The following is a 25,441-nucleotide window of genomic DNA, read 5'->3' on the forward strand; positions in this document are numbered from 1 at the left end:
GCCAATGAGCAGTTCGCGTGCCCTGAAGTACCTGTGCCTGGGGTTCTTCCTGTTGTCGGGCTGCAGGGCGCAAACCCTGTATCTGAATGGCGAAGCCCGGGGCAGGGTGGTAGATGCATTGAGCGGCATGCCGATCGCCGGGGCCAAGGGCGCCTTGTGTGGCGCACAGTTCCTGACGGCCGATGACGGGAGCTTCAAAGTCGAAGCGGCAACTGACTGGGAATGGGTCATGTTGCTGGCCGGGCGTTCGCCGCAGGACATCCCGCACCCTTGTTTCATGAGTATCGCGGCAGCGGATTACCAGACCCGCCAATGGCTGGCGCCTTTTACCGCCCACTACGACTTTCCCATCAGGTTGCTGCCCATTTCCAGCCCCTTGCACTATGCACTGGAGTCCCCGGGCAATGAGTCGGTGCCAATGCAGCCGTTGCAGGCAGAGCCCCGCCAGGACGAATTGTTCCTGGGGGCTGGCGGCTGATCTTCAACGCTTAGTTGCTTGCCCGGCAACTAAGCACTGTTGTATTGAGCGACTGTTTTACGAGCAAGAAAAAGCCCGCACTTGGCGGGCTTTGTTCTTTGTTGCGCTAAAACCGACTTAGTTGGTTTTAGGAGCTGCTTCCTTGGCGCTTTCTTCAGCAGCAGCCTTGTTGGATTCAGCCTGATCTTTGGCTGCTTCGGCGTTTTCTTTTGCCGCGTCGTTCACTTTATCCTGAGCTTCGTTCATTTTCTGTTGGGCTTGCTCAGCATGTTGATTGGCATCTTGAGCTTTGTCCTCGGATTTTTTGTCGCAGGCAGCCAGACCGAGGGAAGCGGTCAGCATCAGGGCAATAGCTAAAGTCTTACGCATGGGGTGTTTCTCCTTAGTGAAGATATCTACTGGCCTTTCGATCATGGCCTTGTGATTTAAGTTCCTTGAGACTCACAGATATATTAAGTAGTCATTTCATGGAACTTTTGCCTGCTTCATTCAACGCACATTCCCGACAATAAAAAGAGATAAATCCCATGGCGCAAAACCCTATTTCTGAGCGTGCGGCGCGCTTTCTTTCCGCCTTGCGCCACTGCCAGGTGCTGGGCATCCGGGTACATAGCGCCTCTGAAGAGGGCCTGACCCTGACCTTGCCCTACAGTCCGCAGATTGTCGGCGACCCGCAAACCGGGATCATTCACGGCGGTGCCCTGACCACGCTGATGGACAGCGCCTGTGGCATGGCTACGCTTTGCGTGCTGCCGGAGTTCGAAGTGTGTCCGACCCTGGACCTGCGCATAGACTATATGCATCCGGCGGTCCCTCATCATGACGTGCACGGCTTTGCCCAGTGTTACCGGGTCACCACCGATGTGATCTTTACCCGCGGCTTTGCCTATCAGGATGATCCCGAGCGTCCCGTGGCTCATGTAGTCGGCACTTTCATGCGCATGGGCCGGGGGCTCAAGGGCAGCCGCGGGCTGGCCAGCTCGATCAAGGGGGAGCGGGCATGAGCACGGACCTTCGAGCACTCCTGGAGCAGGCTCGCCAGCAGGGCGATTACACCGCGTTGCTGGAGCAGATCCCCTACGCGAAGCTGATTGGCATCGAGTGCACGCAACTGGGAGATGAACTGCTGTTTCGCCTGCCGGCCAACAAGGACAATATCGGCAACCCTCTGCTTCCAGCCCTGCACGGTGGAGTGATCGCCGGTTTCATGGAACTGGCGGCCGCCTTGCATTTGCTGATTCTCACCGGCTCGCCCGGGGTGCCGAAAATCATCGACTTTTCCCTCGACTACCTGCGCGCCGGGCAGTTTCGCGACACCTTTGCCCGCTGCCAGGTATGCCGGCAGGGCAGAAGGGTGGCCAATGTCGCCATCACTGCCTGGCAGAGCACTGCCGAGGAGTCGATTGCCACCGCTCGCGCACATTTCAAGATCGAAGAGAGCACCGGCCCTTGAAATCCAGCGAGCGACCCCCACTTTCATGTCATCCCGCCGCCCTCCGCTCCCGGAACGCGGCCAATGCCATCTGATTGGAGTTTGATGACCATGAGTGTGGAAACTCAAAAGGAAACCCTGGGCTTCCAGACCGAGGTGAAGCAACTGCTGCACCTCATGATCCATTCGCTGTATTCCAACAAGGAAATCTTCCTTCGCGAATTGATCTCGAACGCCTCTGACGCCGTCGACAAATTGCGCTTCGAAGCCCTGTCCAAGCCCGAGTTGCTGGAAGGTGGCGCCGAACTGAAAATCCGTGTGAGCTTCGACAAGGACGCGAAAACCGTCACCCTCGAAGACAACGGTATCGGCATGAGCCGAGAAGATGTGATCACCCACCTGGGGACCATCGCCAAGTCCGGCACTGCCGATTTCATGAAGAACCTCACCGGCGACCAGAAGAAGGACTCGCACCTGATCGGTCAGTTCGGCGTGGGTTTCTACTCCGCCTTTATCGTCGCCGACCAGGTTGAAGTGTTCAGCCGCCGTGCCGGTCTGCCCGCCAGTGAAGGCGTGCACTGGTCGTCCAAGGGCGAAGGCGAGTTCGAAGTTGCGACCATCGACAAGGCCGAGCGCGGTACCCGCATCGTTCTGCACCTGAAGTCCGGTGAAGACGAGTTCGCCGATGGCTGGCGCCTGCGCAACATCATCAAGAAGTATTCCGATCACATCGCGCTGCCGATCGAGCTGCCCAAAGAAGCCGCTGCCGCTGAAGGCGAAGAGAAACCTGCGCTGGAGTGGGAAACCGTCAACCGCGCCAGCGCGCTGTGGACTCGTCCGCGTACCGAGATCAAGGACGAGGAATACCAGGAGTTCTACAAGCACATCGCCCATGACTTCGAAAACCCGCTGAGCTGGAGCCACAACAAGGTCGAAGGCAAGCTGGAGTACAGCTCGCTGCTCTACGTACCGGCTCGCGCGCCGTTCGACCTGTACCAGCGTGAAGCGCCCAAGGGCCTCAAGCTCTACGTGCAGCGCGTGTTCGTCATGGATCAGGCCGAGTCGTTCCTGCCGCTGTACCTGCGTTTCATCAAGGGCGTGGTGGACTCCAACGACCTGTCGCTGAACGTCTCGCGGGAAATCCTGCAGAAAGACCCGATCATCGACTCGATGAAGTCGGCGCTGACCAAGCGTGTCCTCGACATGCTGGAGAAACTGGCGAAGAACGAACCCGAGCAATACAAGGGCTTCTGGAAGAACTTCGGCCAGGTGATGAAGGAAGGCCCGGCCGAGGACTTCGCCAACAAGGAGAAGATCGCCGGCCTGCTGCGCTTCGCCTCCACCCAGGGCGACGACGGCGAGCAGAATGTCTCCTTGGCCGACTACCTGGCTCGCGCCAAGGAAGGCCAGGACAAGATCTACTTCCTCACCGGCGAATCCTACGCCCAGGTGAAGAACAGCCCGCACCTGGAAGTCTTCCGCAAGAAAGGCATCGAAGTGCTGCTGCTCACCGACCGTATCGACGAGTGGCTGATGAGCTACCTCAACGAGTTCGACGGCAAGAGCTTTGTCGACGTGGCGCGCGGCGACCTGGACCTGGGCAACCTCGACTCCGAAGAGGACAAGAAGGCTGCCGAGGAAGTCGCCAAGACCAAGGAAGGCCTGGTTGAGCGGATCAAGACCGCCCTGGGCGAGAGCGTCAGCGAAGTGCGGGTTTCCCACCGCCTGACCGACTCGCCGGCGATCCTGGCCATTGGCGAGCAGGACCTGGGGCTGCAAATGCGTCAGATCCTTGAAGCCAGCGGGCAGAAGGTTCCGGATTCCAAGCCGATCTTCGAGTTCAACCCGACTCACCCGCTTATCGAGAAACTCGACGGCGAGCAGAGCGAAGAGCGCTTTGGCGACCTGTCGCACATTCTCTTCGATCAGGCGGCCCTGGCGGCCGGTGACAGCTTGAAGGATCCGGCGGCCTATGTGCGCCGGCTGAACAAGCTGTTGGTGGAGCTGTCGGTTTAACCACGTTGCAAGAAAAACCCGCTTCGGCGGGTTTTTTCATTCTGGTGTCCCCCTACTGGAGAAGATGAGTCATGAGTCAAATCACAGTGCGTTCCGTGGTCTATCAGATCGATGGCCAGCCCTATGAAGGCCGCCTGGCCTTCGATGCCGCCCATAAAGCTGCGCGTCCGGGGTTGCTGATGGCGCCGAACTGGATGGGTGTCAGCGCCGGCGCGGAGAAGATCGCCGAGGCGGTGGCGGCCAAGGGTTATGTGGTGCTGATCGCCGATCTGTATGGCCAGTCGCTGCGCCCCGGCGATGCGAGCCAGGCCGGTGCCGCGATGATGCCGCTCAAGGATGATCGGGTGTTGTTGCGCAAGCGCATGCAGGCGGCCTTTGCGGCCTTGCAGAGCCAGGGCGAAGCCGCGGTGGACACCTCCAGGCTGGGCACCTTCGGCTTCTGCTTTGGCGGCTGCTGCGCCCTGGAACTGGCCCGCAGTGGCGCGCCGGTGAAGGCGGCGGTGTCGTTCCACGGCACCCTGGACACCCCCAACCCTGGCGATGCCAACAACATCAAGGGCTCGGTACTGGTACTGCACGGCGCGGCGGACCCGTTCGTGGCCAAGGAGCAACTGCCGGCCTTCGAAGCGGAAATGGACGCCGCGGGAGTGGACTGGCAACTGGTCAGCTACGGTGGCGCGGTGCATTCCTTCACCGACACCCACGCCAACCTGCCGGGCAAGATGATGTACGACGCCAAGACCTCGGCCCGGGCCTTCGCCACCATGCATTACCTGCTGGACGAAGTCTTTAGCGGCTGACCCACCGACCCTGATCCCGTAGGAGCTGGCTTGCCAGCGAAGGCGTCAGTGAGAGCAACGCCAGATTCACGGGCCTGTTCGCCGGCAAACCGGCCCCTACCGATCAGTGGCGGGCGGGTGGCAATTCGATGCGCTCGCTTTCTCCCGGCACCTGCGGCCAGTCCCCGGCGGCCCAGCGTCTGCGAGCTTCATCGATCAACAGTGGATCGCTGGCGACGAAGTTCCAGTTGATCCGCCGCGGGCCGTCCAGGGCGGCGCCGCCGATCAGCACCGCATGGCAATCGCTCTCGGCGAACAGCGTGGCGTTCTCCCCCTCTGGCAATACCACCAGCGAGTGCACGGGTAATGGCTCGCCGTCCAGTTGTACCTCGCCCTCCAGTACATACAGCGCACGCTGTTGATGCTCGGTGGGAATCAGCAGGCTGGTGGCGGTCTGCAGCCGCAGCTCGGCATACAGGGTGGGGGAGAGCACCGGCACCGGCGACTGCAGGCAGAAACCGCTGCCGGCAATCATCCGAATGCTCACCCCCAGGTTGTCGCTCACCGGCAGGCTGCTGGCCGGGTGATAGCTGTAGTGCCCCGGGCCCTGCTCCTGTTCTTTGGGCGAGGCCAGCCAGACCTGCAGGCCGTGCATGGCAAACCCCTGGGCCTGCAAGAGTGCTGGCGTGCGCTCGACATGGGCGATGGCGCTGCCGGCGGTCATCCAGCTGACGTCCCCGGCGCCCACGATCTGGTCGGAGCCCAGGCTGTCCTTGTGCTGGATCTGCCCGGCGAACAGGTAGGTCAGGGTGGAGAGGCCGATATGCGGATGCTGGCGGATATTCATGCCTTTGCCCGGCGGGTAGCGGGTTTCCAGCATGTGGTCGAAGAACACGAAAGGCCCGACACTGCGGCACTGGGCCGAAGGCAGGGGGCGCAGGATGGGTTGGCCTTCAACGTCCTCGGCACGGGGACGGATCACGAGGGGGGAGTTCATGGCGGATTCCAGGCTGATCGGGTTATGCCCGGGAGCATAACCCGCTTGTGCCCGCCTTGCCGCTACTGGCTGAAGGCACCTTCGGAGAGGTGGGTCTCGATGCTGACTTCGCTGGTGGTCATCAGCTTGTGGATCGGGCAACGGTCGGCCACCCGGTGCAGCTCATCACGCTGGGCATCGGTGAGCACGCCCTTGAGGGTCAGCTTCACATGCAGGACGTACTTGCCCTTCTGCTCTTCGCTGTTGTCGTGCTTGATCTCCACGGTGACCCCGGTCAGCGGGATGTTCTTCTTCTGCGCGTAGAGCTTGAGGGTCAGGGCCTTGCAGGCGCCCAGGGCGGCATCGAAGTAGTCATGGGGCTCGGGGGCGGTGCCTTCGCCACCGGCGGACTTGGGCAGGTCGGTGAACAACGGGTGGTCGTCGACCTGGATGCTGTGGCGGAAACCTTCGCTGGACTCGGTATTGACGGTGATGGTCATGGCAAACCTCAGGCAGTGATGAATAAGGATCAGGCTGTAAGGGTGCTGAAGTTATAGAGCATATCGAAGCGCGGGCGTTCCCCTTTTTCTGAACCTGCGGCTCGGCGTCGCGGTCTATCCTGCTTCGATCCATGGGAGGCGGCCCGGTGCACTGGAACCCTGTTCAAGCAAGCTGTTTGTGGGCGCTGCTGATGCTGCCGCTGGCGGTGGCCCAGGCGCGTGACTATGTGTACAGCGACGCGCACCTGCATTACGTGGACTTCTTCCAGGAAACCGCGGGCATGGAAGCCTTGCTCAAGGCCATGGATGACAACCGCATCGAGCAGGTGATGATTGCCGGGATTCCGGTGGCCAAGAAATGGCACGAGGATGAGCCCAAGCGCCCGCGCTACTACGCCGGGGACGATGCCGCGGCCTACTGGTACAGCGCCACCGACGTGCTGGTGGCCGCCGCGGTGAAAAAACTACCGGCCGAGCAGCGCCGGCGCTTTCATCCGTTCCTTTCGGGGTTCAACCCCAACGACAAGAACTCCGCGGCGCATATCCAGCGCATGCTCGATCTTGACCCGGGGCTGTGGCAGGGCATCGGCGAGGTCTTCACCCGGCACGACGATCTCACCGCGCTGACCGCCGGCGACACGCCGCGGGCCAATAACGAGGCGATGACCAAGGTCTATCACCTGGCGGCCGAGAACGACCTGCCGGTCATGCTGCACTCCAACATCACCTCCAAGCGCGAGCGCAATCCGCTGTACCTGGCGGAAATCGAAGAGCCGCTGCGCAATCACCCCCATACGCGTTTTATCTGGGCCCATGCCGGCACCAGTGCCGAGATCCATCGTCACCAGACCCGGCTGGAGTTCCTGCTGCCGACCCTGACGCGGCTGCTGGAGAGCTACCCCAACCTCTACATCGACCTGTCCTGGAGCCTGCTCACGCCCTATCTGCTGGATAAGCAGGGCAACCCCGACCTGGCCTGGCTGCAGCTGGTGGAGCGCTTCCCGGAGCGCTTCATGCTGGGTTCGGACGTGGTCGGGCGCTTCAACAAGCTGGGGAGCGAGCTGCGGGGGTTCGATGGCTTTCTTGACGCCTTGCCGCAGGAGGTGGCACGCAAGGTGGCCCATGACAATTTCCTCGCCATCCTTCCCGCCAACCATCGTCCCTAGCAGGCGCCAGACTGTCATCAGCCTGTCATGCCTGCTTCATAAGCTCGCGCCATCTCAATCAAGGAGCGCGATATGCACCTCACTCGTTTAAGCGCACTGGCGGCGCTGATGATCTTCAGTGGCCTGGCCTGCGCCGAAGTCCGTGTCGAAGGGCCGGTGGAATACGGCGTGTTCGAAGGTCCCAAGGCCGAGCTGCAATCGGGGGAGCGAGTGCTGCGCCGCAGCAACGAGAAGATCCAGCAGACTTCCGTGGTGCCCGCCAGGCTGGGGACCAAGTTCGGCATGCGTTACCAGTTGCTGGGCAAGGTGGCCGAAGATCAGCCCCTGACTCTTCTTTACCTGACGCCGGGCATCCGTACGCCGGACGGGGTACGCCATGACAAGTTCGAAATCACTCAGAAACTGGTGCCCAACGCTCCCCAGGATGTAATGGCCTATGAGTTCACCGAAAGCCATGAAGTGGTCCCGGGCGAGTGGCGTTTCATGGTCTTCCAGGGCGACCGATTGTTGGCAGAACAGCGATTTTCTGTGCGCTGAATCGTTTTACGCCCAAGTATTGGAGTGCTAGGGCGTTTTGATATCACGTTTTTGTCTTACGCAATTTTCCAATGGCCCGATACCGTCTAAGAGCACCCTGCTGCAAGTTCTTGCAGCGCTCTAGGAAGGAGCCAGAGGAATGAGTCTTAGAAGTCTGAACATTGCGCTACGGGCGAGCCTGGGTTTCGGCTTGCTGGCGCTGATGGTGTTTGCCCTGGGGGCATTCGCCTTGATGCAGATGGGCAATATGCGCCAGCAGTCCGATGAAGTGGAAAGCAATTGGCTGCCCAGCGTGATGTCCGTAGGGGAAATGAACCAGGACCTGCTGCGCATTCGCGCCCTGACCCTGCGGCTGTTGATCAATCGCGACCCGCAGGCAATCACCCAGAACGAAAACAAGATCAACGAGATCAAGAGTGTCCTGGGGGTTGCCCAGAGCCGCTACGAATCCTTGATCCTCCTGCCCCAGGAGCGGGTCCTGTTCGATCGCTTCAAGACCATCGAAAAACAGTACCTGCAACGCCAGGAACGGGTCATGCAGCTCTCCAGCCAGAACCAGCTGGAGGAAGCGGTCAAGGTGGTCAATGGCGAAATGAACCAGCTGGCCGATGAGATGGCCGCGACCCTGCACGAGCTGGTGGAGCTGAACAAGCAAAGCGCGACCCATGCCACCGATATGGCCCAGGCGGTGTTCAGCAAGTCGCGGGTATGGGTGATCGGCATGATTGCCCTGGCGGCGCTGGTGACCATCGGCCTGGCCCTGTTGTTGACCCGCAGTATCGTCCTGCCTCTGGCGCAGTCGTTGAATGTGGCCGAAGTGGTGGCCGGCGGCGATCTGACCGGCACTATCACGGTGACCGGCAGGGACGAGCCGGCGCGCCTGCTGCACGCGCTCAAGGCCATGCAGCACAGCCTGCGGGAAACCATCCGGCGCATCTCCGATTCATCCAGCCAGCTGGCCTCGGCCTCGGAAGAGCTCAGTTGTGTCACCGAGGATGCGACCCGTGGCCTGCATCAGCAGAGCCTGGAGATCGAACAGGCGGCCACGGCGGTAAACCAGATGACCGCAGCGGTGGAGGAGGTGGCCAGTAACGCAGTGGCCACGTCCGAAGCCTCGCGGGAGTCCGACCGCATCGCCCAGCACGGGCGCGAGCAGGTGCACCAGACGGTACTCTCGATTGAGTCGCTGGCGCAGGACGTGACGGCCAATGCCAGCCAGGTGGAGGATCTGGCGCAGAAGGTCTATGGCATCAGCAAGGTACTGGAGGTGATCCGTTCCATTGCCGAGCAGACCAACCTGCTGGCGTTGAACGCGGCCATCGAGGCGGCACGGGCCGGGGATGCGGGACGCGGGTTCGCAGTGGTGGCCGATGAAGTCCGGGCCCTGGCTCATCGGACCCAGCAGTCGACCCAGGAAATCGAGCAGATGATCGGTGGTATCCAGCAGGGCACCGACCAGGCCGTCAGTTCCATGCAGCAGAGCAACAACCGCGCCCATTCGACCCTGGAGGTGGCCAAGGCGGCAGGGCAGGCGCTGGAGGAAATCGCATCGGCCTTCACCCAGATCAATGAGCGCAACATCGTCATTGCCAGCGCCTCGGAGCAGCAGGCGGCGGTGGCGCGGGAGGTGGACCGCAACCTGATGAACATCCGCGACCTGGCCTTGCAAACCTCCGCCGGGGCCAATCAGACCAGTGCGGCCAGCCAGGAGTTGTCGCGCCTGGCGGTGGACCTGAACAGCATGGTGGCGCGTTTCTCGGTCTGAGCCTTCTGGCAGGCGAAAAAAAGCCCCGAACCGGTCGGGGCTTTTTCATTCGGCGAAGCGGCGGGGCTTACTTGCCCTGCCAGCGCTTCAGGACCAGGGTGGCGTTGGTGCCACCGAAGCCGAAGCTGTTGCTCATCACGGTGTTGATGGTGGCGTCTTCGCGGGTCTTGGTCAGGATCGGCATATCGGCCACTTCCGGATCCAGCTCGTCGATGTTGGCCGAACCGGCCATGAAGTTGCCTTCCATCATCAGCATGCAGTAGATCGCTTCGTGAACGCCGGCAGCGCCCAGGGAGTGACCCGACAGGCTCTTGGTGGAGCTGATGGCCGGGGCCTTGTCGCCGAACACTTCACGCACGCCCTTCATTTCCGCGACGTCGCCGACCGGGGTCGAAGTGCCGTGGGTGTTCAGGTAGTCGATAGGGGTGTCGACGGTGGACATGGCCATTTCCATGCAGCGGATTGCACCTTCGCCGCTTGGAGCCACCATGTCGTAGCCATCGGAAGTGGCGCCGTAGCCGACGATTTCCGCGTAGATCTTGGCGCCACGGGCCAGAGCGTGTTCCAGCTCCTCGACCACCACCATGCCGCCACCGCCGGCGATGACGAAACCGTCACGCTTGGCGTCGTAGGCGCGGGACGCCTTTTCCGGGGTTTCGTTGTACTGGGTCGACAGGGCACCCATGGCGTCGAACAGGAACGACTGGGTCCAATGCTCTTCTTCACCGCCACCGGCGAAGACGATGTCCTGCTTGCCCATCTGGATCTGTTCCATGGCGGTACCGATGCAGTGAGCACTGGTGGCGCAGGCAGAAGCGATGGAGTAGTTCAGGCCCTTGATCTTGAACGGGGTGGCCAGGCAGGCGGAAACGGTGCTGCTCATGGTCCGCGTAACGCGGTATGGGCCAACGCGCTTGACGCCTTTCTCGCGCAGGATGTCCAGCGCTTCCATCTGGTTCAGGGTCGAGGCGCCGCCGGAACCGGCGATCAGGCCGGTGCGCGGGTTGGACACTTGTTCTTCGCTCAGGCCGGAGTCGGCGATGGCGTCTTTCATGGCCAGGTAGGCGTAAGCCGCCGCGTGGCCGACGAAGCGATAGATCTTGCGGTCGATCAGCTCTTCGAGGTTCAGGTCAATGGAGCCGGAAACCTGGCTACGCAGACCCATTTCGGCATATTCCGGGTTGAAGCGGATGCCAGGGCGACTTGCACGCAGGTTAGCGGAGACGGTCTCTTTGTCATTGCCCAGGCACGAAACAATGCCAAGACCTGTGATAACGACGCGGCGCATGCGGATAACCCTTAGAAGTTGTCAGTTGAAGTAAACACGCCGACCCGGAGGCCTTCGGCGGTATAGATTTCGCGGCCGTCAACGCTGACCGAACCATCGGCGATGGCCATGTTCAGCTTGCCCTTGAGCACGCGCTTGATGTGAATGTTATAGGTGACTTTCTTGGCGGTCGGCAGGACCTGGCCGAAGAATTTCACTTCCCCCGAACCCAGGGCGCGACCGCGGCCCGGCAAGCCCTGCCAGCCGAGGAAGAAGCCCACCAGTTGCCACATGGCATCCAGGCCCAGGCAGCCTGGCATCACCGGGTCGCCTTCGAAGTGGCAAGCGAAGAACCACAGGTCTGGAGTGATATCCAGCTCAGCGACCAACTCACCTTTACCGTACTTGCCACCCTCTTCGCTGATATGGGTGATGCGATCCACCATCAGCATGTTGGGGGCGGGCAGTTGCGCGTTACCTGGGCCGAACAGCTCACCGCGACTGCAGCGCAGCAGGTCTTCCCGAGTAAAGGCGTTTTGTTTGGTCATGCGAGCTCCTCAATAGTCCCGTGCGGCAGGGTTGGGCAAATCTTCCCGGCCGATCGAAGCGTTCATGCCTCGAGCCGGCAGCCTACTCATAGACTATTGCGTTGTAGTGAAAGTCACAGCGCAAAGGGCATGAATGTACACTTGTGCACTGAAATTTTTTTTGAGGGCCTTTTCAGGGCCCCGTCGGGTGCCTAAGACTGCCGCACTTTCGCCCATGACGCCAGTCGTAGCTGTTGGAAAATAGCCGGTTATTGCACCCAACGTTGGAGAATTTGCTGCAGATCCGCGCGCTTGAAAGGCTTGGCCAGGTAGTCGTTCATGCCCGCTGCAAGGCAGGCTTCACGGTCGCCCTGCAAGGCGTTGGCGGTCAGGGCGATGATCGGTAAATCGGCACAACCGGGCAGTTGGCGGATCTGCCGGGTGGCCTCATAGCCGTCGACCAGCGGCAGTCGGCAATCCATCAGAATCGCCTCGAAGATCAGGCTTTCGGCACTGCGGACCGCCTGGGCGCCGTCGGTGACGATGCTCACGGTGAACCCCAGGCTGCGCAGCATGGCCTGGATCACGGTCTGGTTCACCGGGTTGTCTTCCACCAGCAGCACGTTGCGGCCTTCACCGGAGTGCTGATTGCTGCTCACCCGCGGGGCCAGTACCGGCAGGCTCTGCTGGAACAGCGCCAGGGGGATTTCCAGGGTGAACACCGAGCCTCGGCCTTCCTCGCTCTGGGCCCGCAGGGTGCCACCCATGCGCTCGGCCAGGGTGCGGGCGATGGGCAGGCCCAGGCCGGTGCCGCCATAGCGACGGGAAATCGAACTGTCGGCCTGCTGGAAGGCGTCGAACATCAGCTCCAGGCTGGCCGGGCTGATGCCGATACCGCTGTCGCGCACTGCGCAGGTGAACCACAGCAGTTCGTGATCCAGGGCCTGCCACTGGGGCTCGATGGTGATGCTGCCCTGCTCGGTGAATTTCAGGGCGTTGCCGATCAGGTTGACCAGGATCTGCCGGATTCGCGTCGGGTCGCCCTTGACCTGCAGCGACTCCATGCCCGGCGGCAGCCGCAGTTGCAAGTCCAGGCCGCGTTGCAGGGCGCTGTGCTGGAAGGCCTGGGCCGAGCTGGTGATCAGTTCGGCAAGGTTGAATGGGATGTGCTCCAGTTCCAGGGCCGAGCGTTCGATGCGGGAGAAGTCGAGGATGTCGTTGATCACCTTCAGCAGGTGTTCGGTGGATTCCGACGCCAGCGCCGCGTACTCGCTCTGTTCCTGGGTCATCTGGGTGGTTTCCAGCAGTTGCAGCATGCCCAGCACACCGTTCATCGGTGTGCGCAGCTCGTGGCTCATCATCGCCAGGAAATCCGACTTGGCCTTGTTCGCCCGTTCCGCCTCTTCCCGGGTCTGGATCAACTGGGACATGGCCTGGTGCTGCTCGCGGCTGGCCAGTTCCAGGCCGGCGGCGAGGTTGTTGATGTGCCGGGCCAGGTTGCCCAGCTCGCCATCGTCGACGATCGGCAGCGGGGTCTTGAAATCCCCTTCCTGGATTGCCTTCACCGCATCGCCCATGGCGCGGATCGGCTGTGCCAGGCCGGCCGCCAGGCGCCGGGCCAGGAGGAAGGTGAAGAGCAGGGCGAACAGCGCGAGGATGGCGGCCTTGAGGAGGATTTCCTGCTGGCGCTGGCTGAAGGCGTCGTTGGACATGCCGACGATCACCCGGCCCAGGTAACCATCGCCCTGGGCGGCCATGCTGGCCGGATCGTTCTGCAGAAAGTCGTTGTGCACCTGGATGCGCTGCAGGCGTACCGGGGCCTGGAATACCTTGATCTGCTGCGCGTGGTTGTGGCTGGCCGAGGGCTGTTCCACGTACACCAGGATGTTGTTGGCGCTGTCCTGCACTTCCAGGAAGTGCACATGAGGTGTGGCCAGGGTTGCCTGCAGGAGGCTCTCCAGGCCCTCGTTGTTGCCGGAGATCACCCCGTACTCGGTGGCTGGCGCCAGTTGATTGGCGATCAGTTGCCCGGTGTGGTTGAGCTCCTGGCGCAAATCCTGGATACGCACGAAGGTAAAGAAGCTGATCAGCAGCAGGGTCAGGAGCAGGGCCGGGCCCAGGCTGATGAGCTGAGTGCGGGTCTGGATATCCCATCGGCGACGCAATGTCATGGGTGCTTCTCTCCTTCACTCAACTGGCGCGCAACGGCCTGCGGGTCGATTTCCTCGATGCCCAGCGAGCGTGCCACCTGGGGGTTGCTCAGTACTTTGAAAGCCGTCGGGTATAGCGCGCGGGGCCAGCGAGCCGGCGGTTGGTCGAGCAGGCTGTCCAGGGTCTGCAGCCAGTCCTGCTGGTCGCTGTAGGTGCTGGCCAGGCTGCCGGCCCGGACGAAGCCGGCATTGGGGCCGATCAGCGCCTGTTGCCGGGCGTAGCTGCTCAGTAGCAGGTTCTTCACGGTTTTCGGGTTGTACAGCTTCGGATCATCCAGGCCCAGCAGCACTTCGCTGTTGCGCAGCAGGTTCTGCAGCGGGCGGCTGTCGCTGGTGCTGTCCCAGGGTTCGGCGATGATTTCCATGTCCAGGGTTTGCGCAGCCAGGTGCAGCTCCTTGAGCAGGAACCGGCTGTCGGCGCTGTACAGCACCCCCACCCGGCGCACCTGCGGCAGAACACTGCGGATCAGGCGTAACTGGCGCTCCAGGGGCGGATCGCTCCACAGCAGGCTCAACCGTGGATGAGGGCTTTGCGCCAGGCGCTGTTGGGCCTGCAGGCGGCTGATGCGCAGGACCAGGGTCGGCGGGCCCAAGGGATCTTGCAGGCGCCAGTCGAGGCTTTGCGGGTCCAGCAGGATCAGGCGCGTGCTGCCGGGCAACTGGCCCGGCGGCGGCAGTTGGGCCAGGGGGACGAAGCGCACCTGGTCCCGGGGGCGCTGGGCGGCCAGTTCTTCGGTGAAGGTGCGCACGCTGCTGTTGTCGTCGCTGGCGGTGAGCAGCACATCGGCCGCCCACAACGGGTTGCCCAGCAGCATGCCCAGTACCAGCAGGCACAGGCGACGATGTATGCGCAGGGCCTTCCAGGGCCGACAGTGGCCCATGTCAGAACTCGAGCTCCGCGCTGAAGTAGACCACGTGGCGCGAGTCGTAGAGATTGTCGGCGAAGGTGGTGGGCTGGTGGTCGAGCCGTTGCTGCAGGGTGCCGGCCAGTTCCAGGCTGGTCTTGCTGCCCAGGGCCAGGCGCTTGGCGATGCGGGTGTCGACCCGTTCGAATCGGTAGCCGTTGAGGGCGCTGTCGCCATAGTAGAAGAGCGCGCTGGACCAGCCCTGGCCCCAATTGCGCAGCCAGCCGGCGGAGCCGCTGTTGCTGGCGGTCAGGCGCTGGTCCAGGCGGTTGCTGGCCTGGGCATGGACGTAGGCGTAGGTCAGGCGCAGGCGGTCGGCGCGGCTCAGTTGCCAGTCCAATTGGCTCTCGGTACCGGCGAAGCGCGAGGCGTTGCTGTTGCTGGCGATGTACTGGTTGTTGCGCAGCGGCTCGCTGATCATCCCGGTGATTTCGTCATAGAACAGCTTGATGTCGAGGTTCAGCGCCTGGTCGACGAAGTAACCGTTGTAGCCCAGTTCCCGGGAACGCATGTGCTCCTGGTCGAGGTTGCCGGGGCCACGGGTCTTGACGAAGTACTGGGCGCTGTTCTGGCCGTAGACCGGGGTACTCAGGCCGGTGACCCGGTAGCTCCAGTTGACGTTGTTCTCGAACATGTCCGGGGAGCGGATGGCTTCCGAATACACCGCCCGCAAGCCGTGGCGCGGGTTGATCAGGTAGTTGACCGCGATCCTCGGGGTCAGGGAGTTGCCGGTCAGCTGGGTGTCTTCGTACATAGCCCCGCCCTGGATCAGCCAATGTTCGCTGGCCCGCCATTCCAGCTGGCCGAACAGGCGCCAGGTGGTGTCGTCGAGGGTGCCGTTGAAGTAGGTTTCGGAGTCGGCCCGGTCGTAACGATAGTTCATGCCGCTGACCAGCCGCAGGTTGTCGCTGAGGCTCAGGGTGTCCTGCAGCTCCAGGTCGTAGCGGGTTTCCCGAGAGCTCTGGTCGATGTTGCCGCAGACCGTATTCTTGCCGCCGCCGGTTTTCCATTGGTCGATGACCTGGTTGGCCAATGCCTGTTCCGTCGGGGTTCCACCGGGCGTCGCGCTTAAATAATCGGGCATGTGGCGCGCCAGGCGCTCGGCGTAGTTCGGGTTGAGTTGCCACAGGCGTGTCAGCTCGGGGCTGAAGGAAATTGCCGCGTCGCAGGCACGCCAGGTCTGCTGGCGGTCCCAGTGTTGGGCCGAGCCCTGGATATAAAGGCTGTGCTGTGGATTGAGCTCCAGGTTCCAGCGCAGTGACCCGGCGTAGTCCTTGGCCACCACATCGGAGTTGTTGCCTTGCTGGGTTACCCCGTGGAACACCGGCTGATAGGTATAGGGCCGCTGGTTGGTGCCTTCCTTGGCATTCAACTGCCAGTCGATGCTCTGCTGTTCATTGAGCATCTGGCTCACGGACAGACTGAAGCGGTTCAAGCGCTTGCTGTCGCGGTAGTCGGCCCCCAGGCGATTCTTGTCGAAGCCATCATCTTCCTGCCCCGACAGCGACAGGCGCAGGTCGCCGGTTTCCCAGCCGGTACCCTGGCTGGCGTACCAGTCGCTGATGCCGCGCTGGCCCCGGGTCAGCTTGACCCGCGTGCCATGGCTGTTGGCCGGGGCGCGGGTGATGATGTTGACCACCGCCATCAGCGCGTTGGCGCCGTAGCTGACGGTATTGGGGCCGCGAAACACCTCGATGCGCTCGATGTCTTCCATGGCCACCGGGATATCGCTCCAGTCCACTGTCGCCAGGCCGGCGCGATACACCGAACGCCCGTCGATCAGCACTTGCATGCGCCGGGCTTCGCTGGCGTTGGTGCCGTGGTAGTTGACCGTGGCCTGGTTGCCGCTGATGGCGCCGACCATCATCCCCGGCACCAGGCGCAGCAGTTCGCTGATGTCCCGGGCGCCGCTGGCCTTGATCAACTCGTTGTCGAGCACCGTCATGCTGCCGGGAACCGCGGCAGGTGACTGTTTCAGGCGGGTGGCGGTGAGGACCTCGGGCAGGGCGGTGCCGTCCAGGAACAGATCGTCGGCCAGCACCGAGTGGCCGAACAGCATGCCCAGCAGCAGCGACAGACGAAGAGGTGAGGGGCCAGCGGACACGACACAGCCTTGAATCTTGATGGAAGGCGCGCATGTTAACCGAGATAGTCGAGTTTTCCAGTCGATAAGCCCGACATTCCCCGAATGACTCCACGTGTTCCCGACAGGTTGCCTGAATGGCCCCTGGGGCTGGTGGTGAGAAAACCGCCCCGTATAATGCCGCCATCGCCACTGCTATGGATTAACGGATTGCATATGACACAACAGCGCCCTATTGCGGTCCTGGGAGGCGGAAGTTTTGGTACCGCCGTGGCCAATCTGCTGGCCGAGAACGGTCATCGGGTGCGGCAGTGGATGCGCGACCCCGAGCAGGCCGAGGCCATTCGGGTCAACCGCGAGAATCCGCGCTATCTCAAGGGCATCAAGATTCATCCGGCGGTGGAGCCGGTCACCGACCTGCTGGCCACCCTCAATGACAGTGACCTGTGCTTTGTCGCCTTGCCCTCCAGCGCCCTGCGCTCGGTGCTGGCGCCCCACGCCGAGCTGCTCCGCGGCAAGCTGCTGGTCAGCCTGACCAAGGGCATCGAGGCCCAGACCTTCAAGCTGATGAGCGAGATCCTCCAGGACATCGCCCCGCAAGCGCGCATCGGCGTACTTTCCGGCCCCAACCTGGCTCGGGAAGTGGCCGAGCACGCCCTGACCGCCACCGTGGTCGCCAGTGAAGACGAAGAGCTCTGTCAGCGGGTCCAGGCTGCGCTGCATGGCCGCACCTTCCGTGTGTATGCCAGTGCCGACCGCTTCGGCGTGGAACTGGGCGGGGCGCTGAAGAACGTCTACGCGATCATCGCCGGCATGGCGGTGGCCCTGGGCATGGGGGAAAACACCAAGAGCATGCTGATTACCCGGGCGCTGGCGGAAATGACCCGCTTTGCCGTGAGCCAGGGCGCCAACCCCATGACCTTCCTCGGCCTGGCCGGGGTCGGCGACCTGATCGTCACCTGTTCCTCGCCCAAGAGCCGCAACTACCAGGTGGGCTTTGCCCTGGGCCAGGGCCTGAGCCTGGAAGAGGCGGTGACCCGCCTGGGTGAGGTGGCGGAGGGCGTCAACACCCTCAAGGTGCTCAAGGTCAAGGCTCAGGAGCTGGGGGTCTACATGCCGCTGGTGGCCGGCCTGCACGCGATCCTGTTCGAAGGGCGTACGCTGAACCAGGTAATCGAGCTCTTGATGCGCGGCGAGCCGAAAACCGACGTCGACTTTATCTCCACCAGCGGATTCAACTGAGCAGCACAGGAGCCAGACATGAACGATACGAATTCCGAAGCCAAATACGAGTCCATCCTCCTGCGGGTGCTGTGGATGCTGATATTCGTGCTGGTGTGGCAGGTGGCGCAGTTTCTCCTGGGCGCGCTGGTGCTGGTGCAGTTGATCTATCGCCTGATCTACGGCGCGCCGAATGCCGGCCTGATGAACTTCGGCGATAGCCTGAGCCAGTTCCTGGCGCAGATCGGCCGTTTCGGCAGCTTCCATACCGAACAGAAACCCTGGCCGTTCGCCGATTGGCCCGCTCCCCGGGCGCCTGAAGGCGAAGCTCCCCATAGCGTGCCGCCAGCGCCTCACCCGGTGCGTGACGAGGAGCCCAAGCTGTGAAGCTGTGGGTGCTGCGTCACGGCCAGGCCGAGTCCCATGCGCCGACCGATGCCCAGCGCAACCTCACGGCCCACGGTCGCGAGGAAGTGCTGGGCAGTGCCGCGCACCTGATCGGCCAGCCCATCGCCGCGATCCTCGCCAGCCCTTATGTACGTGCCCAGCAGACTGCACAGCTGGTGCGCGAGGCCCTGGGGTTCGAAGGCGAGATCCGCACCGTGCCCTGGCTCACCCCCGAGGCCAACCCGCTGCAGGTGCTGGAGCAACTGGACAGTGCCGACAACCTGCTGCTGGTCAGCCATCAACCCCTGGTGGGCAACCTGATCGGCCTGTTGCAGCACGGCCACCTGCGTGATCCGCAGCCGATGAACACCGCCAGCCTGGCGGAGCTCGAAGGCGACTGGCCCCTGGCGGGGCTGATGACCTTGAATGCCGTGACACACCCTTGATGGACGCGGCGGCAGGGCATGCCCGGGCCGCCGTTGTTGTCTCGAACCCACCGATCCCCGGTTGCGATCCGCTACATTTCTTAACTTGCAGCGCTCCTTTGTGCGTGGAATAGTCCACCAAGCAAGTGCTTGGTTGGTGTCGCGAACAGAATAAGAACAAAGGAGCGAGTCATGTCTGCTGCTTTTCGTTTGCCCCTGCAAGTGTTCTACGAGCGCGAGGCTCGTCATCCCCAGCAGCGCTTTCTGGTCCAGCCCAGTGCCGGCGGGCAGGTGCAGGAGCTGAACTGGTTCGAGGTGGGCCAGCAGGCCCGGCGTGCCGCCCAATGGCTGCGCGAGCGCCAGCTGCCTTCCGGCAGCCACATCGCAATCATTGGCAAGAACTCCGCGCACTGGGTCATTGCCGACCTGGCGATCTGGATCGCCGGGCATGTCTCGGTGCCGTTGTATCCCAATCTCACGGCCGAGTCGGTAGCCCAGGTGCTGGAGCATTCCGAGTCGGCCCTGGCCTTTATCGGCAAGCTTGACGACTGGCCGCAAATGGCGCTCGGGATCAAGGCCGGGTTGCCCACCATCCGCTTGCCCCTGGCCCCCGAAGGCCCTTTCGATTTCAGTTGGGAAGACCTGCAACGCTGTCCGCCGCTCGAGGATAGCCCGAGCCCTGCGGCCGATCAGCTGGCCACCATCATCTATACCTCCGGCACCACCGGGCTGCCCAAGGGTGTGATGCACAGTTTCGGCAACCTGGGCTTTGCCGCCAGCCATGGTGTGCAGATGTTCGGCCTGGGCCCCGAGGACCGGCTGCTGTCCTACCTGCCCCTGTGCCACGTGGCCGAGCGCATGTTTGTCGAGATGGCGGCGATCTATACCGGGCAGACGGTGTTCTTTGCCGAAAGCCTGGATACCTTCCTCGCCGACCTGCAGCGAGCCCGGCCCACCGCGCTGTTTGGCGTGCCGCGGATCTGGACCAAGTTCCAGATGGGGGTCTACAGCAAGGTGCCGGCCAAGCGCCTGGATTTTCTCCTGGGCCTGCCCTTTATCGGCAAGCGTGTCGGCCACAAGGTGCTGAGCGGGCTCGGGCTGGACGCGTTGCGGGTGGCGCTGTCGGGAGCGGCACCGGTGCCCCAGACCCTGTTGCACTGGTATCGACGCCTCGGGCTGGACGTGCTGGAGGTGTACGGCATGACCGAGAGCTGCGGCTACTCCCATATCGGCCGCTCCGGTGAGCATGTGCCCGGCTGGATTGGCCGGCCCTGCCCGGAAGTCGAGGTGCGCATCGACGAGGCGGGGGAGGTTCAGGTACGCAGCGGAGCCACTATGCTGGGCTATTTCAAGGACCCGCAGAAGACCGCCGAAACCGTTACCGAGGATGGTTTCCTGCGCACCGGCGACAAGGGGGAGCAGGATGCCGCCGGCAATCTGCGCCTGACCGGCCGGCTCAAGGAGATCTTCAAGACCAGCAAGGGCAAGTACGTGGCCCCGGCGCCCATCGAGAACCGCCTGGCGGTGCATGCCCATATCGAGCAGGTGTGCGTGGTGGGCGACGGGCTGATTGCCCCCCTGGGCCTGTGCGTGCTTTCGGCAGCGGGCGTGCAGGCCGCCGCCGGCAGTGCACGGGAAGGCTTGCACAGCAGCCTGGAAAGCCTGCTGGCCCAGGTCAATGGCAGCCTGGACAAGCACGAGCGGCTGCATCGGCTGGTGGTGGTCAAGGACAGTTGGGCGGTGGAAAACGGCTTTCTCACTCCAACCCTGAAGATCAAGCGCAATGTGATCGAAGCCACCTATGGCGGCAGTTTTCAAGCCTGGAGCGAGCGCAGCGAAGCCGTGCTGTGGCAGGATTGACCGACAATAACCACCCATAAGGGAAGCGGCGATGAGTCTATGGCGTACCACTCCGAACATCGAGCAACTGAACGCGATCCAGAAGAACACCATCGGCGAAGTGCTGGATATTCGCTTCGAGTCCTATGACGAGCAGTCACTGACCGCGAGCATGGTCATCGACCATCGCACCCACCAGCCCTATGGGCTGCTGCACGGCGGGGCCTCGGTGGTGCTGGCGGAAACCGTCGGCTCCATGGCCAGCTACCTGTGCATCGACGCCAGCAAGTTCTACTGCGTGGGGCTGGAGATCAATGCCAATCACCTGCGGGGCTTGCGCACCGGGCGGGTCACGGCGGTGGCCAAGGCCATTCATATCGGGCGCACCACCCATGTCTGGGACATCCGCCTGAGCAGTGATGAAGGCAAGGCCAGTTGCGTCTCGCGCCTGACCATGGCGGTGGTGCCCCTCGGGCAGAACCCGCCGGCGCAATGAGGCAACGCGCCATAGGCTGAGCCTGGGTGTCAGCATTCCTGTCCGTTACGGTCATTGCCCTGGTGCAAGGGCCTGCGGACAATCGGTGTTCGTTTGGTGGATGGATAGGTCGGTATGTCGCAACAGGTGTTTTTCGCTCACGCCAATGGGTTTCCCTCCGGCACGTACGGCAAGTTGTTTGCTGCCCTGGCGCCGGAATTCGAGGTGGCTCATCTGCAGCAGCATGCCCACGACCCGCGCTTTCCGGTGGACGACAACTGGCGCAGCCTGGTGGATGAACTGATCCATCACCTGCAACAGCAGGCCCAGCCGGTCTGGGGCGTGGGGCATTCGCTGGGTGGTGTGCTGCATCTGCACGCGGCCCTGCGCTGCCCGGAGCTGTATCGGGGGGTGGTGATGCTCGATTCGCCGGTGCTGACCCGGGCCGACCAATGGGTGATCCGCGCCGCCAAGCGCCTGGGCTTCATCGACCGGCTGACTCCGGCCGGGCGCACCCTGGGGCGCCGCGAAGAGTTTGCCGACATCGAGGCCGCCCGCAGTTACTTCTCCCGCAAGACGCTGTTCCGGGCCTTCGATCCCGATTGCCTGGATGCTTACCTGCAGCACGGCCTGCAGCAGGTGGGGGATCGCTTGCGCCTGCGTTTTGACCCGGCCACGGAAATCAGCATCTACCGCGGCGTGCCTCATACCAGCCCGGGCAGTGCGCGCCAGCTCAAGGTACCGCTGGCGGTGGTGCGCGGACAGCAGAGCCGGGTGGTGATGCGCCATCACACCAGTGCGGTCGGGCGCATGCCCCTGGGCGAGTCGCTGACCATGCCCGGTGGCCACATGTTTCCCCTTGAGCGCCCCCAGGACACCGCGGCGCTGCTCAAGGAGCTGTTCACACGCTGGCAACGGAGCCCTGCATGAGCCACGCCGTCGAAGAAGTCCGCCTGAACCTGCCGCACATCGAACTGGCGGCCCATCTGTTCGGGCCCGAGGACGGTCTGCCGGTCATCGCCCTGCATGGCTGGCTGGATAACGCCAACAGCTTCGCCCGGCTGGCGCCCAAGCTCGCCGGCCTGCGCATCGTTGCCCTGGACCTGGCCGGCCACGGTCATTCCGGGCATCGCCCGGCGGGGGCCGGCTATGCCCTGTGGGACTACGTCTATGACGTGCTGCAAGCCGCCGAGCAACTGGGCTGGAAGCGCTTTGCCCTGATCGGTCATTCCCTGGGGGCGATCGTCTCGCTGGTGCTGTCGGCGGCGATGCCGGAGCGGGTCAGCCACCTGGCCCTGATCGATGGGGTGATCCCGCCGACGGCCAATGGCGAGGACGCCGCCGAGCGCCTGGGCATGGCGTTGCAGGCACAGCTGAATCTGCAGAACAAGAGCAAGCCGGTGTACGCCACCCTGGAGCGGGCCATCGAGGCGCGCATGAAGGGCCTGGTGGCGGTCAGCCGCGAGGCGGCCGAACTGCTGGCCCAGCGCGGCCTGATGCCGGTGCCCGGGGGCTATACCTGGCGCAGCGACAGCCGCTTGACCCTGGCTTCGCCGCTGCGCCTGACAGAGGAGCAGGCCATGTCCTTTGTTCAGCGGGTCGCCTGCCCGACGCAACTGGTGGTGGCGGCCGATGGCATGCTGGCCAAGCACCAGGCCTTGTTGCAGCGTCTACCCTTCAGCGTTGAGCAGTTGCCCGGCGGGCATCACCTGCACCTCAACGACGAGGCGGGTGCCAGCTTTGTCGCAGACTGTTTCAATCGGTTTTTCGCCGTTCCTTGACTTGACGGGATCAACTGTCGAGGCTGGGCGGGTTGAAATGGGAGACAACCATGATAGATCTGTACACCGCTGCGACCCCCAATGGTCACAAGGTTTCCATCCTGCTTGAGGAACTCGGCCTGCCCTATGAGGTGCACGCCTTGAGTTTCGACAAGAAGGAGCAAAAGGCCCCAGCGTTCCTGAAGATCAATCCCAATGGGCGTATTCCGGCCATCGTCGATCGCGACAATGGCGATTTTCCGGTGTTCGAGTCCGGCGCGATCCTGGTGTACCTGGCCGAACGCACTGGCCAGTTGTTGCCGGCCGATCCCAAGGGCCGTTCGCTGGTCATGCAATGGCTGATGTTCCAGATGGGCGGGGTCGGGCCCATGCAGGGCCAGGCCAATGTGTTCTTCCGCTATTTCCCGGAGAAGCTGCAGGGCGCCATCGACCGTTATCAGCACGAGACCCGGCGCCTGTACGAAGTGCTCGACAGCCGCCTGCAACAGGCCGAGTACCTGGCCGGCGACTACAGCATTGCCGACATCGCCACCTTCCCCTGGGTGCGCGGCCATGAATGGTCCGGGGTTTCGGTGCAGGGCCTGCCGGCGTTGCAACGCTGGATGGCGGCCCTGGAGGCCCGTCCTGCGGTGCAGCGAGGCTTGCAGGTTCCACAACGCAGCGACGATGCCAGCGTCGTCAAGGGCGCCCAGGCCATGCTTATCCGATGAGAGTTTCCATGCGTTCAATCAGTGTTCTGGGCCTGTCCCTGGCAAGTACCCTGGTGCTTGCCGCCGATCTGCCGGGCAGCCACGACCTGCCCCTGGTCCCCCGTCTGGCCGATGCACAGATCGTCGACTACCGCCCCGAAGTGGAGCAGGAGCGCGTCTACCCCCTGGGTTCGATCCGCCGTATCAGCGGCCAGTTGCGTTTCGATGGCCAGGTCAATGCCCGCGGCAAGCTCACCGCCATCACTTACCAGTTGCCCGCCGAGCGCACATCCAACGAAGCCTTCACCCTGGCCAGGGAGGCGCTGCAAAAGCAGGGCGCCGAGCTGCTGTTCTGGTGCCAGGCCCGCGATTGCGGTGAAAGCAGCCTGTGGGCCAACGAAGTATTCGGCAACGCCAAGCTGTTTGGCGCCGATGAACAGCAGGCCTACCTGCTGCTGCGGCTGGCAGCGCCCCAGGACAACTCCCTGGTAGCCCTGTACAGCATCACCCGGGGTAACCGACGGGCCTACCTGCATGTGGAGCAGTTCGACGCCAGCGCGCCGCTGGGGGACCTGCTACCCACTTCGGCCACCCTGCTGCGCCAGCTCAAGGACACCGGCAAGCTGGACCTGCCGAAACTCGCCGAGCCCCAGCCCACCTGGCTCAACCTGCTGTCCCGCGGGCTGAACCTGGACACCACCATGCGCATCAGCCTGTCCGGCAAGCAGGCCGAAGCCTGGCGCCAGGCGCTGATTGGCCAGGGCGTGCTGGCCTCGCGGATGGAAACCGGTAACACCGACGCAGCAGGCCTGCATTTCGAACTACTGCGTTAAGCTGTTTCAGGCAGCCCGCGCTCGCGGGTTCGCCTACTCTTCACTGGTTCTTCTTGCGCGAGACATTTCATGCCCAATAACGATCGCCTGCTGGTGCAGATCCTGCTCCTGGTGTTGTTCGGTGCCAGCTTCTGGGTCATGGCGCCTTTCTGGTCAGCGCTGTTCTGGGGCGCCGTGCTGGCGTTTGCCAGCTGGCCGCTGATGCGCCTGCTGACCCGCTGGCTCAATGGCCGCGAATCCCTGGCGGCGGCCCTGCTGACCCTGGGCTGGATGGTGCTGGTGGCCGCGCCGCTGGTCTGGCTCGGCCTCAACCTGGCGGACCATGTGCGCGATGCCACGGCCTTCATCAAGGACGTGCAGGTCGACGGCCTGCCCGCCGCTCCAGAGTGGCTCGGCAACCTGCCATTGGTGGGCGAGCGCCTGGTGGGCTTGTGGAACAGCATCGACCAGCAGGGCGCGGCCCTGATGCTGGCGGTCAAACCCTATCTGGGGCAGGTGGGCAACTGGCTGTTGGCTCGCAGCGCGCAGATCGGCGGCGGCATTCTGGAACTGACCCTGAGCATCGTCTTCGTGTTTTTCTTCTACCGCGATGGCCCGCGCCTGGCGCTGTTCGTGCACAAGTTGCTGGAGCGCTTGATCGGCGAGCGCGCCGGCTACTACATCGACCTGGTGGCTGGCACCGTGCAACGGGTAGTCAACGGGGTGATCGGCACCGCGGCGGCCCAGGGCCTGCTGGCGCTGATCGGCTTCCTGATTGCCGGAGTGCCCGGGGCGCTGGTGCTGGGGATCGTCACCTTCCTGCTCAGCCTGATTCCCATGGGCCCGCCCCTGGTATGGATCCCGGCTACCGCCTGGCTGGCCTGGAAAGGCGAATATGGCATGGCGGTGTTCCTGGGGATCTGGGGCACTTTCATCATCAGCGGCGTGGACAACGTGCTCAAACCGTACCTGATCAGCCGCGGCGGCAACCTGCCGCTGGTGATCGTGCTGCTGGGAGTGTTCGGTGGCCTGATCGCCTTCGGCTTTATCGGCCTGTTCATCGGCCCGACGCTGCTGGCGGTGGCCTACAGCCTGTTGCTGGACTGGAGCGCCAGCCAGGCCCGGGCCCAGGAGCCGCGCTGAACCACCGATTGCCGCTCCCCCCGGGAGC

The 25,441-nt window shown here is 63.2% G+C and carries 26 protein-coding genes and 1 pseudogene; 19 read left to right on the forward strand and 8 right to left on the reverse strand.

Features of this window, described 5'->3' with window-relative positions; translation table 11 throughout:
* Positions 1 to 4 precede the first annotated feature (4 nt).
* Positions 5 to 478 carry a lipoprotein gene (locus tag AC1RGE_RS16035; protein ID WP_011060057.1) on the forward strand — a complete coding sequence of 158 codons (474 nt, stop codon included), beginning with the start codon at positions 5 to 7 and terminating at the stop codon, positions 476 to 478.
* Positions 479 to 595: 117 nt separating this feature from the next.
* Here the strand turns inward: AC1RGE_RS16035 and AC1RGE_RS16040 are convergent, their stop codons facing one another.
* Entirely contained in the window at positions 596 to 847 is a 252-nt protein-coding gene (locus AC1RGE_RS16040; protein ID WP_011060058.1) for a hypothetical protein, read from the reverse strand.
* Between the two features lie 158 nt (positions 848 to 1,005).
* Between AC1RGE_RS16040 and AC1RGE_RS16045 the strand changes: the two genes are divergently transcribed.
* The 4 genes from AC1RGE_RS16045 (at position 1,006) to AC1RGE_RS16060 (ending at position 4,726) form a co-directional block, all read left to right on the forward strand.
* A complete protein-coding gene (locus AC1RGE_RS16045) occupies positions 1,006 to 1,482 on the forward strand; it encodes a PaaI family thioesterase (RefSeq protein WP_015634669.1) in 477 nt (158 codons plus the stop codon).
* Positions 1,479 to 1,931 (forward strand): PaaI family thioesterase, encoded by a 453-nt coding sequence (locus AC1RGE_RS16050; RefSeq protein WP_015634670.1) that lies wholly within the window; start codon positions 1,479 to 1,481, stop codon positions 1,929 to 1,931. The genes AC1RGE_RS16045 and AC1RGE_RS16050 overlap by 4 nt, the downstream gene beginning before the upstream one ends.
* Positions 1,932 to 2,021: 90 nt before the next feature.
* A complete protein-coding gene (htpG, locus tag AC1RGE_RS16055; RefSeq protein ID WP_011060059.1) occupies positions 2,022 to 3,926 on the forward strand; it encodes a molecular chaperone HtpG in 1,905 nt (634 codons plus the stop codon).
* Positions 3,927 to 3,997: 71 nt separating this feature from the next.
* Positions 3,998 to 4,726, forward strand: coding sequence for a dienelactone hydrolase family protein (locus tag AC1RGE_RS16060; RefSeq protein WP_492584600.1), 729 nt, complete (start codon positions 3,998 to 4,000; stop codon positions 4,724 to 4,726).
* Between the two features lie 103 nt (positions 4,727 to 4,829).
* Here the strand turns inward: AC1RGE_RS16060 and AC1RGE_RS16065 are convergent, their stop codons facing one another.
* Both AC1RGE_RS16065 and AC1RGE_RS16070 read right to left on the reverse strand, forming a co-directional pair.
* Positions 4,830 to 5,702, reverse strand: a complete 873-nt coding sequence (locus AC1RGE_RS16065) for a pirin family protein (protein ID WP_492584602.1) — start codon at positions 5,700 to 5,702, stop codon at positions 4,830 to 4,832.
* A 62-nt stretch (positions 5,703 to 5,764) separates the two neighbouring features.
* On the reverse strand, positions 5,765 to 6,181 hold the full coding sequence (locus tag AC1RGE_RS16070; RefSeq protein ID WP_492584604.1) for an OsmC family protein: 417 nt from the start codon (positions 6,179 to 6,181) through the stop codon (positions 5,765 to 5,767).
* A gap of 191 nt (positions 6,182 to 6,372) precedes the next feature.
* Here AC1RGE_RS16070 and AC1RGE_RS16075 point away from each other — a divergent pair, with 191 nt between their 5' ends.
* The 4 genes and pseudogenes from AC1RGE_RS16075 (at position 6,373) to AC1RGE_RS16090 (ending at position 9,649) form a co-directional block, all read left to right on the forward strand.
* Positions 6,373 to 7,347: an amidohydrolase family protein gene (locus AC1RGE_RS16075; protein WP_492584624.1), complete on the forward strand. Its 975-nt coding sequence runs from the start codon at positions 6,373 to 6,375 to the stop codon at positions 7,345 to 7,347.
* Between the two features lie 72 nt (positions 7,348 to 7,419).
* The gene (locus tag AC1RGE_RS16080) at positions 7,420 to 7,884 is read left to right on the forward strand and encodes a DUF3859 domain-containing protein (protein ID WP_072451655.1); all 465 of its coding nucleotides are present in this window, start codon (positions 7,420 to 7,422) and stop codon (positions 7,882 to 7,884) included.
* A gap of 139 nt (positions 7,885 to 8,023) precedes the next feature.
* Positions 8,024 to 8,794, forward strand: a pseudogene (locus tag AC1RGE_RS16085) (MCP four helix bundle domain-containing protein); the annotation flags it as partial.
* Complete coding sequence (locus AC1RGE_RS16090; protein WP_404940410.1) at positions 8,786 to 9,649, forward strand: methyl-accepting chemotaxis protein; 864 nt, start codon at positions 8,786 to 8,788, stop codon at positions 9,647 to 9,649. The pseudogene AC1RGE_RS16085 and the gene AC1RGE_RS16090, both read left to right, overlap by 9 nt.
* A 67-nt stretch (positions 9,650 to 9,716) precedes the next feature.
* Here AC1RGE_RS16090 and fabB read toward each other — a convergent pair whose 3' ends face one another.
* From fabB to AC1RGE_RS16115, 5 genes are all read right to left on the reverse strand, one after another.
* A complete protein-coding gene (gene fabB, locus AC1RGE_RS16095) occupies positions 9,717 to 10,937 on the reverse strand; it encodes a beta-ketoacyl-ACP synthase I (RefSeq protein WP_011060066.1) in 1,221 nt (406 codons plus the stop codon).
* 11 nt (positions 10,938 to 10,948) lie between these two features.
* Positions 10,949 to 11,464: a 3-hydroxyacyl-[acyl-carrier-protein] dehydratase FabA gene (fabA, locus tag AC1RGE_RS16100; protein WP_011060067.1), complete on the reverse strand. Its 516-nt coding sequence runs from the start codon at positions 11,462 to 11,464 to the stop codon at positions 10,949 to 10,951.
* 248 nt (positions 11,465 to 11,712) lie between these two features.
* Positions 11,713 to 13,614, reverse strand: coding sequence for an ATP-binding protein (locus AC1RGE_RS16105; protein ID WP_011060068.1), 1,902 nt, complete (start codon positions 13,612 to 13,614; stop codon positions 11,713 to 11,715).
* Entirely contained in the window at positions 13,611 to 14,534 is a 924-nt protein-coding gene (locus AC1RGE_RS16110; RefSeq protein WP_492584606.1) for an ABC transporter substrate-binding protein, read from the reverse strand. The genes AC1RGE_RS16105 and AC1RGE_RS16110 overlap by 4 nt, the downstream gene beginning before the upstream one ends.
* 1 nt (position 14,535) lies before the next feature.
* On the reverse strand, positions 14,536 to 16,662 hold the full coding sequence (locus AC1RGE_RS16115) for a TonB-dependent receptor plug domain-containing protein (RefSeq protein WP_072444197.1): 2,127 nt from the start codon (positions 16,660 to 16,662) through the stop codon (positions 14,536 to 14,538).
* 195 nt (positions 16,663 to 16,857) lie between these two features.
* On the opposite strand from AC1RGE_RS16115, the gene AC1RGE_RS16120 reads away from it, so the two are divergent.
* From AC1RGE_RS16120 to AC1RGE_RS16165, 10 genes are all read left to right on the forward strand, one after another.
* Positions 16,858 to 17,883, forward strand: coding sequence for an NAD(P)H-dependent glycerol-3-phosphate dehydrogenase (locus tag AC1RGE_RS16120; RefSeq protein ID WP_011060071.1), 1,026 nt, complete (start codon positions 16,858 to 16,860; stop codon positions 17,881 to 17,883).
* Positions 17,884 to 17,901: 18 nt separating this feature from the next.
* The gene (locus tag AC1RGE_RS16125) at positions 17,902 to 18,249 is read left to right on the forward strand and encodes a DUF4389 domain-containing protein (RefSeq protein ID WP_011060072.1); all 348 of its coding nucleotides are present in this window, start codon (positions 17,902 to 17,904) and stop codon (positions 18,247 to 18,249) included.
* Positions 18,246 to 18,695: a phosphohistidine phosphatase SixA gene (sixA, locus tag AC1RGE_RS16130; protein ID WP_011060073.1), complete on the forward strand. Its 450-nt coding sequence runs from the start codon at positions 18,246 to 18,248 to the stop codon at positions 18,693 to 18,695. The genes AC1RGE_RS16125 and sixA overlap by 4 nt, the downstream gene beginning before the upstream one ends.
* A 171-nt stretch (positions 18,696 to 18,866) precedes the next feature.
* Positions 18,867 to 20,534, forward strand: a complete 1,668-nt coding sequence (locus tag AC1RGE_RS16135) for an AMP-binding protein (RefSeq protein WP_065363408.1) — start codon at positions 18,867 to 18,869, stop codon at positions 20,532 to 20,534.
* A gap of 31 nt (positions 20,535 to 20,565) precedes the next feature.
* Positions 20,566 to 21,009: a hotdog fold thioesterase gene (locus tag AC1RGE_RS16140; RefSeq protein WP_011060075.1), complete on the forward strand. Its 444-nt coding sequence runs from the start codon at positions 20,566 to 20,568 to the stop codon at positions 21,007 to 21,009.
* 114 nt (positions 21,010 to 21,123) lie between these two features.
* The gene (locus AC1RGE_RS16145; RefSeq protein ID WP_011060076.1) at positions 21,124 to 21,918 is read left to right on the forward strand and encodes an alpha/beta fold hydrolase; all 795 of its coding nucleotides are present in this window, start codon (positions 21,124 to 21,126) and stop codon (positions 21,916 to 21,918) included.
* Positions 21,915 to 22,769, forward strand: a complete 855-nt coding sequence (locus AC1RGE_RS16150; protein WP_011060077.1) for an alpha/beta hydrolase — start codon at positions 21,915 to 21,917, stop codon at positions 22,767 to 22,769. The genes AC1RGE_RS16145 and AC1RGE_RS16150 overlap by 4 nt, the downstream gene beginning before the upstream one ends.
* Positions 22,770 to 22,819: 50 nt before the next feature.
* Positions 22,820 to 23,479: a glutathione S-transferase family protein gene (locus AC1RGE_RS16155; protein ID WP_011060078.1), complete on the forward strand. Its 660-nt coding sequence runs from the start codon at positions 22,820 to 22,822 to the stop codon at positions 23,477 to 23,479.
* Positions 23,480 to 23,487: 8 nt separating this feature from the next.
* Positions 23,488 to 24,291 (forward strand): DUF4892 domain-containing protein, encoded by an 804-nt coding sequence (locus AC1RGE_RS16160; protein ID WP_026020223.1) that lies wholly within the window; start codon positions 23,488 to 23,490, stop codon positions 24,289 to 24,291.
* Positions 24,292 to 24,360: 69 nt separating this feature from the next.
* Positions 24,361 to 25,413 carry an AI-2E family transporter gene (locus AC1RGE_RS16165; RefSeq protein WP_011060080.1) on the forward strand — a complete coding sequence of 351 codons (1,053 nt, stop codon included), beginning with the start codon at positions 24,361 to 24,363 and terminating at the stop codon, positions 25,411 to 25,413.
* The last annotated feature ends 28 nt before the right edge of the window (positions 25,414 to 25,441 follow it).

This window comes from Pseudomonas sp. GW823-FHT02C05, from assembly GCF_058797595.1.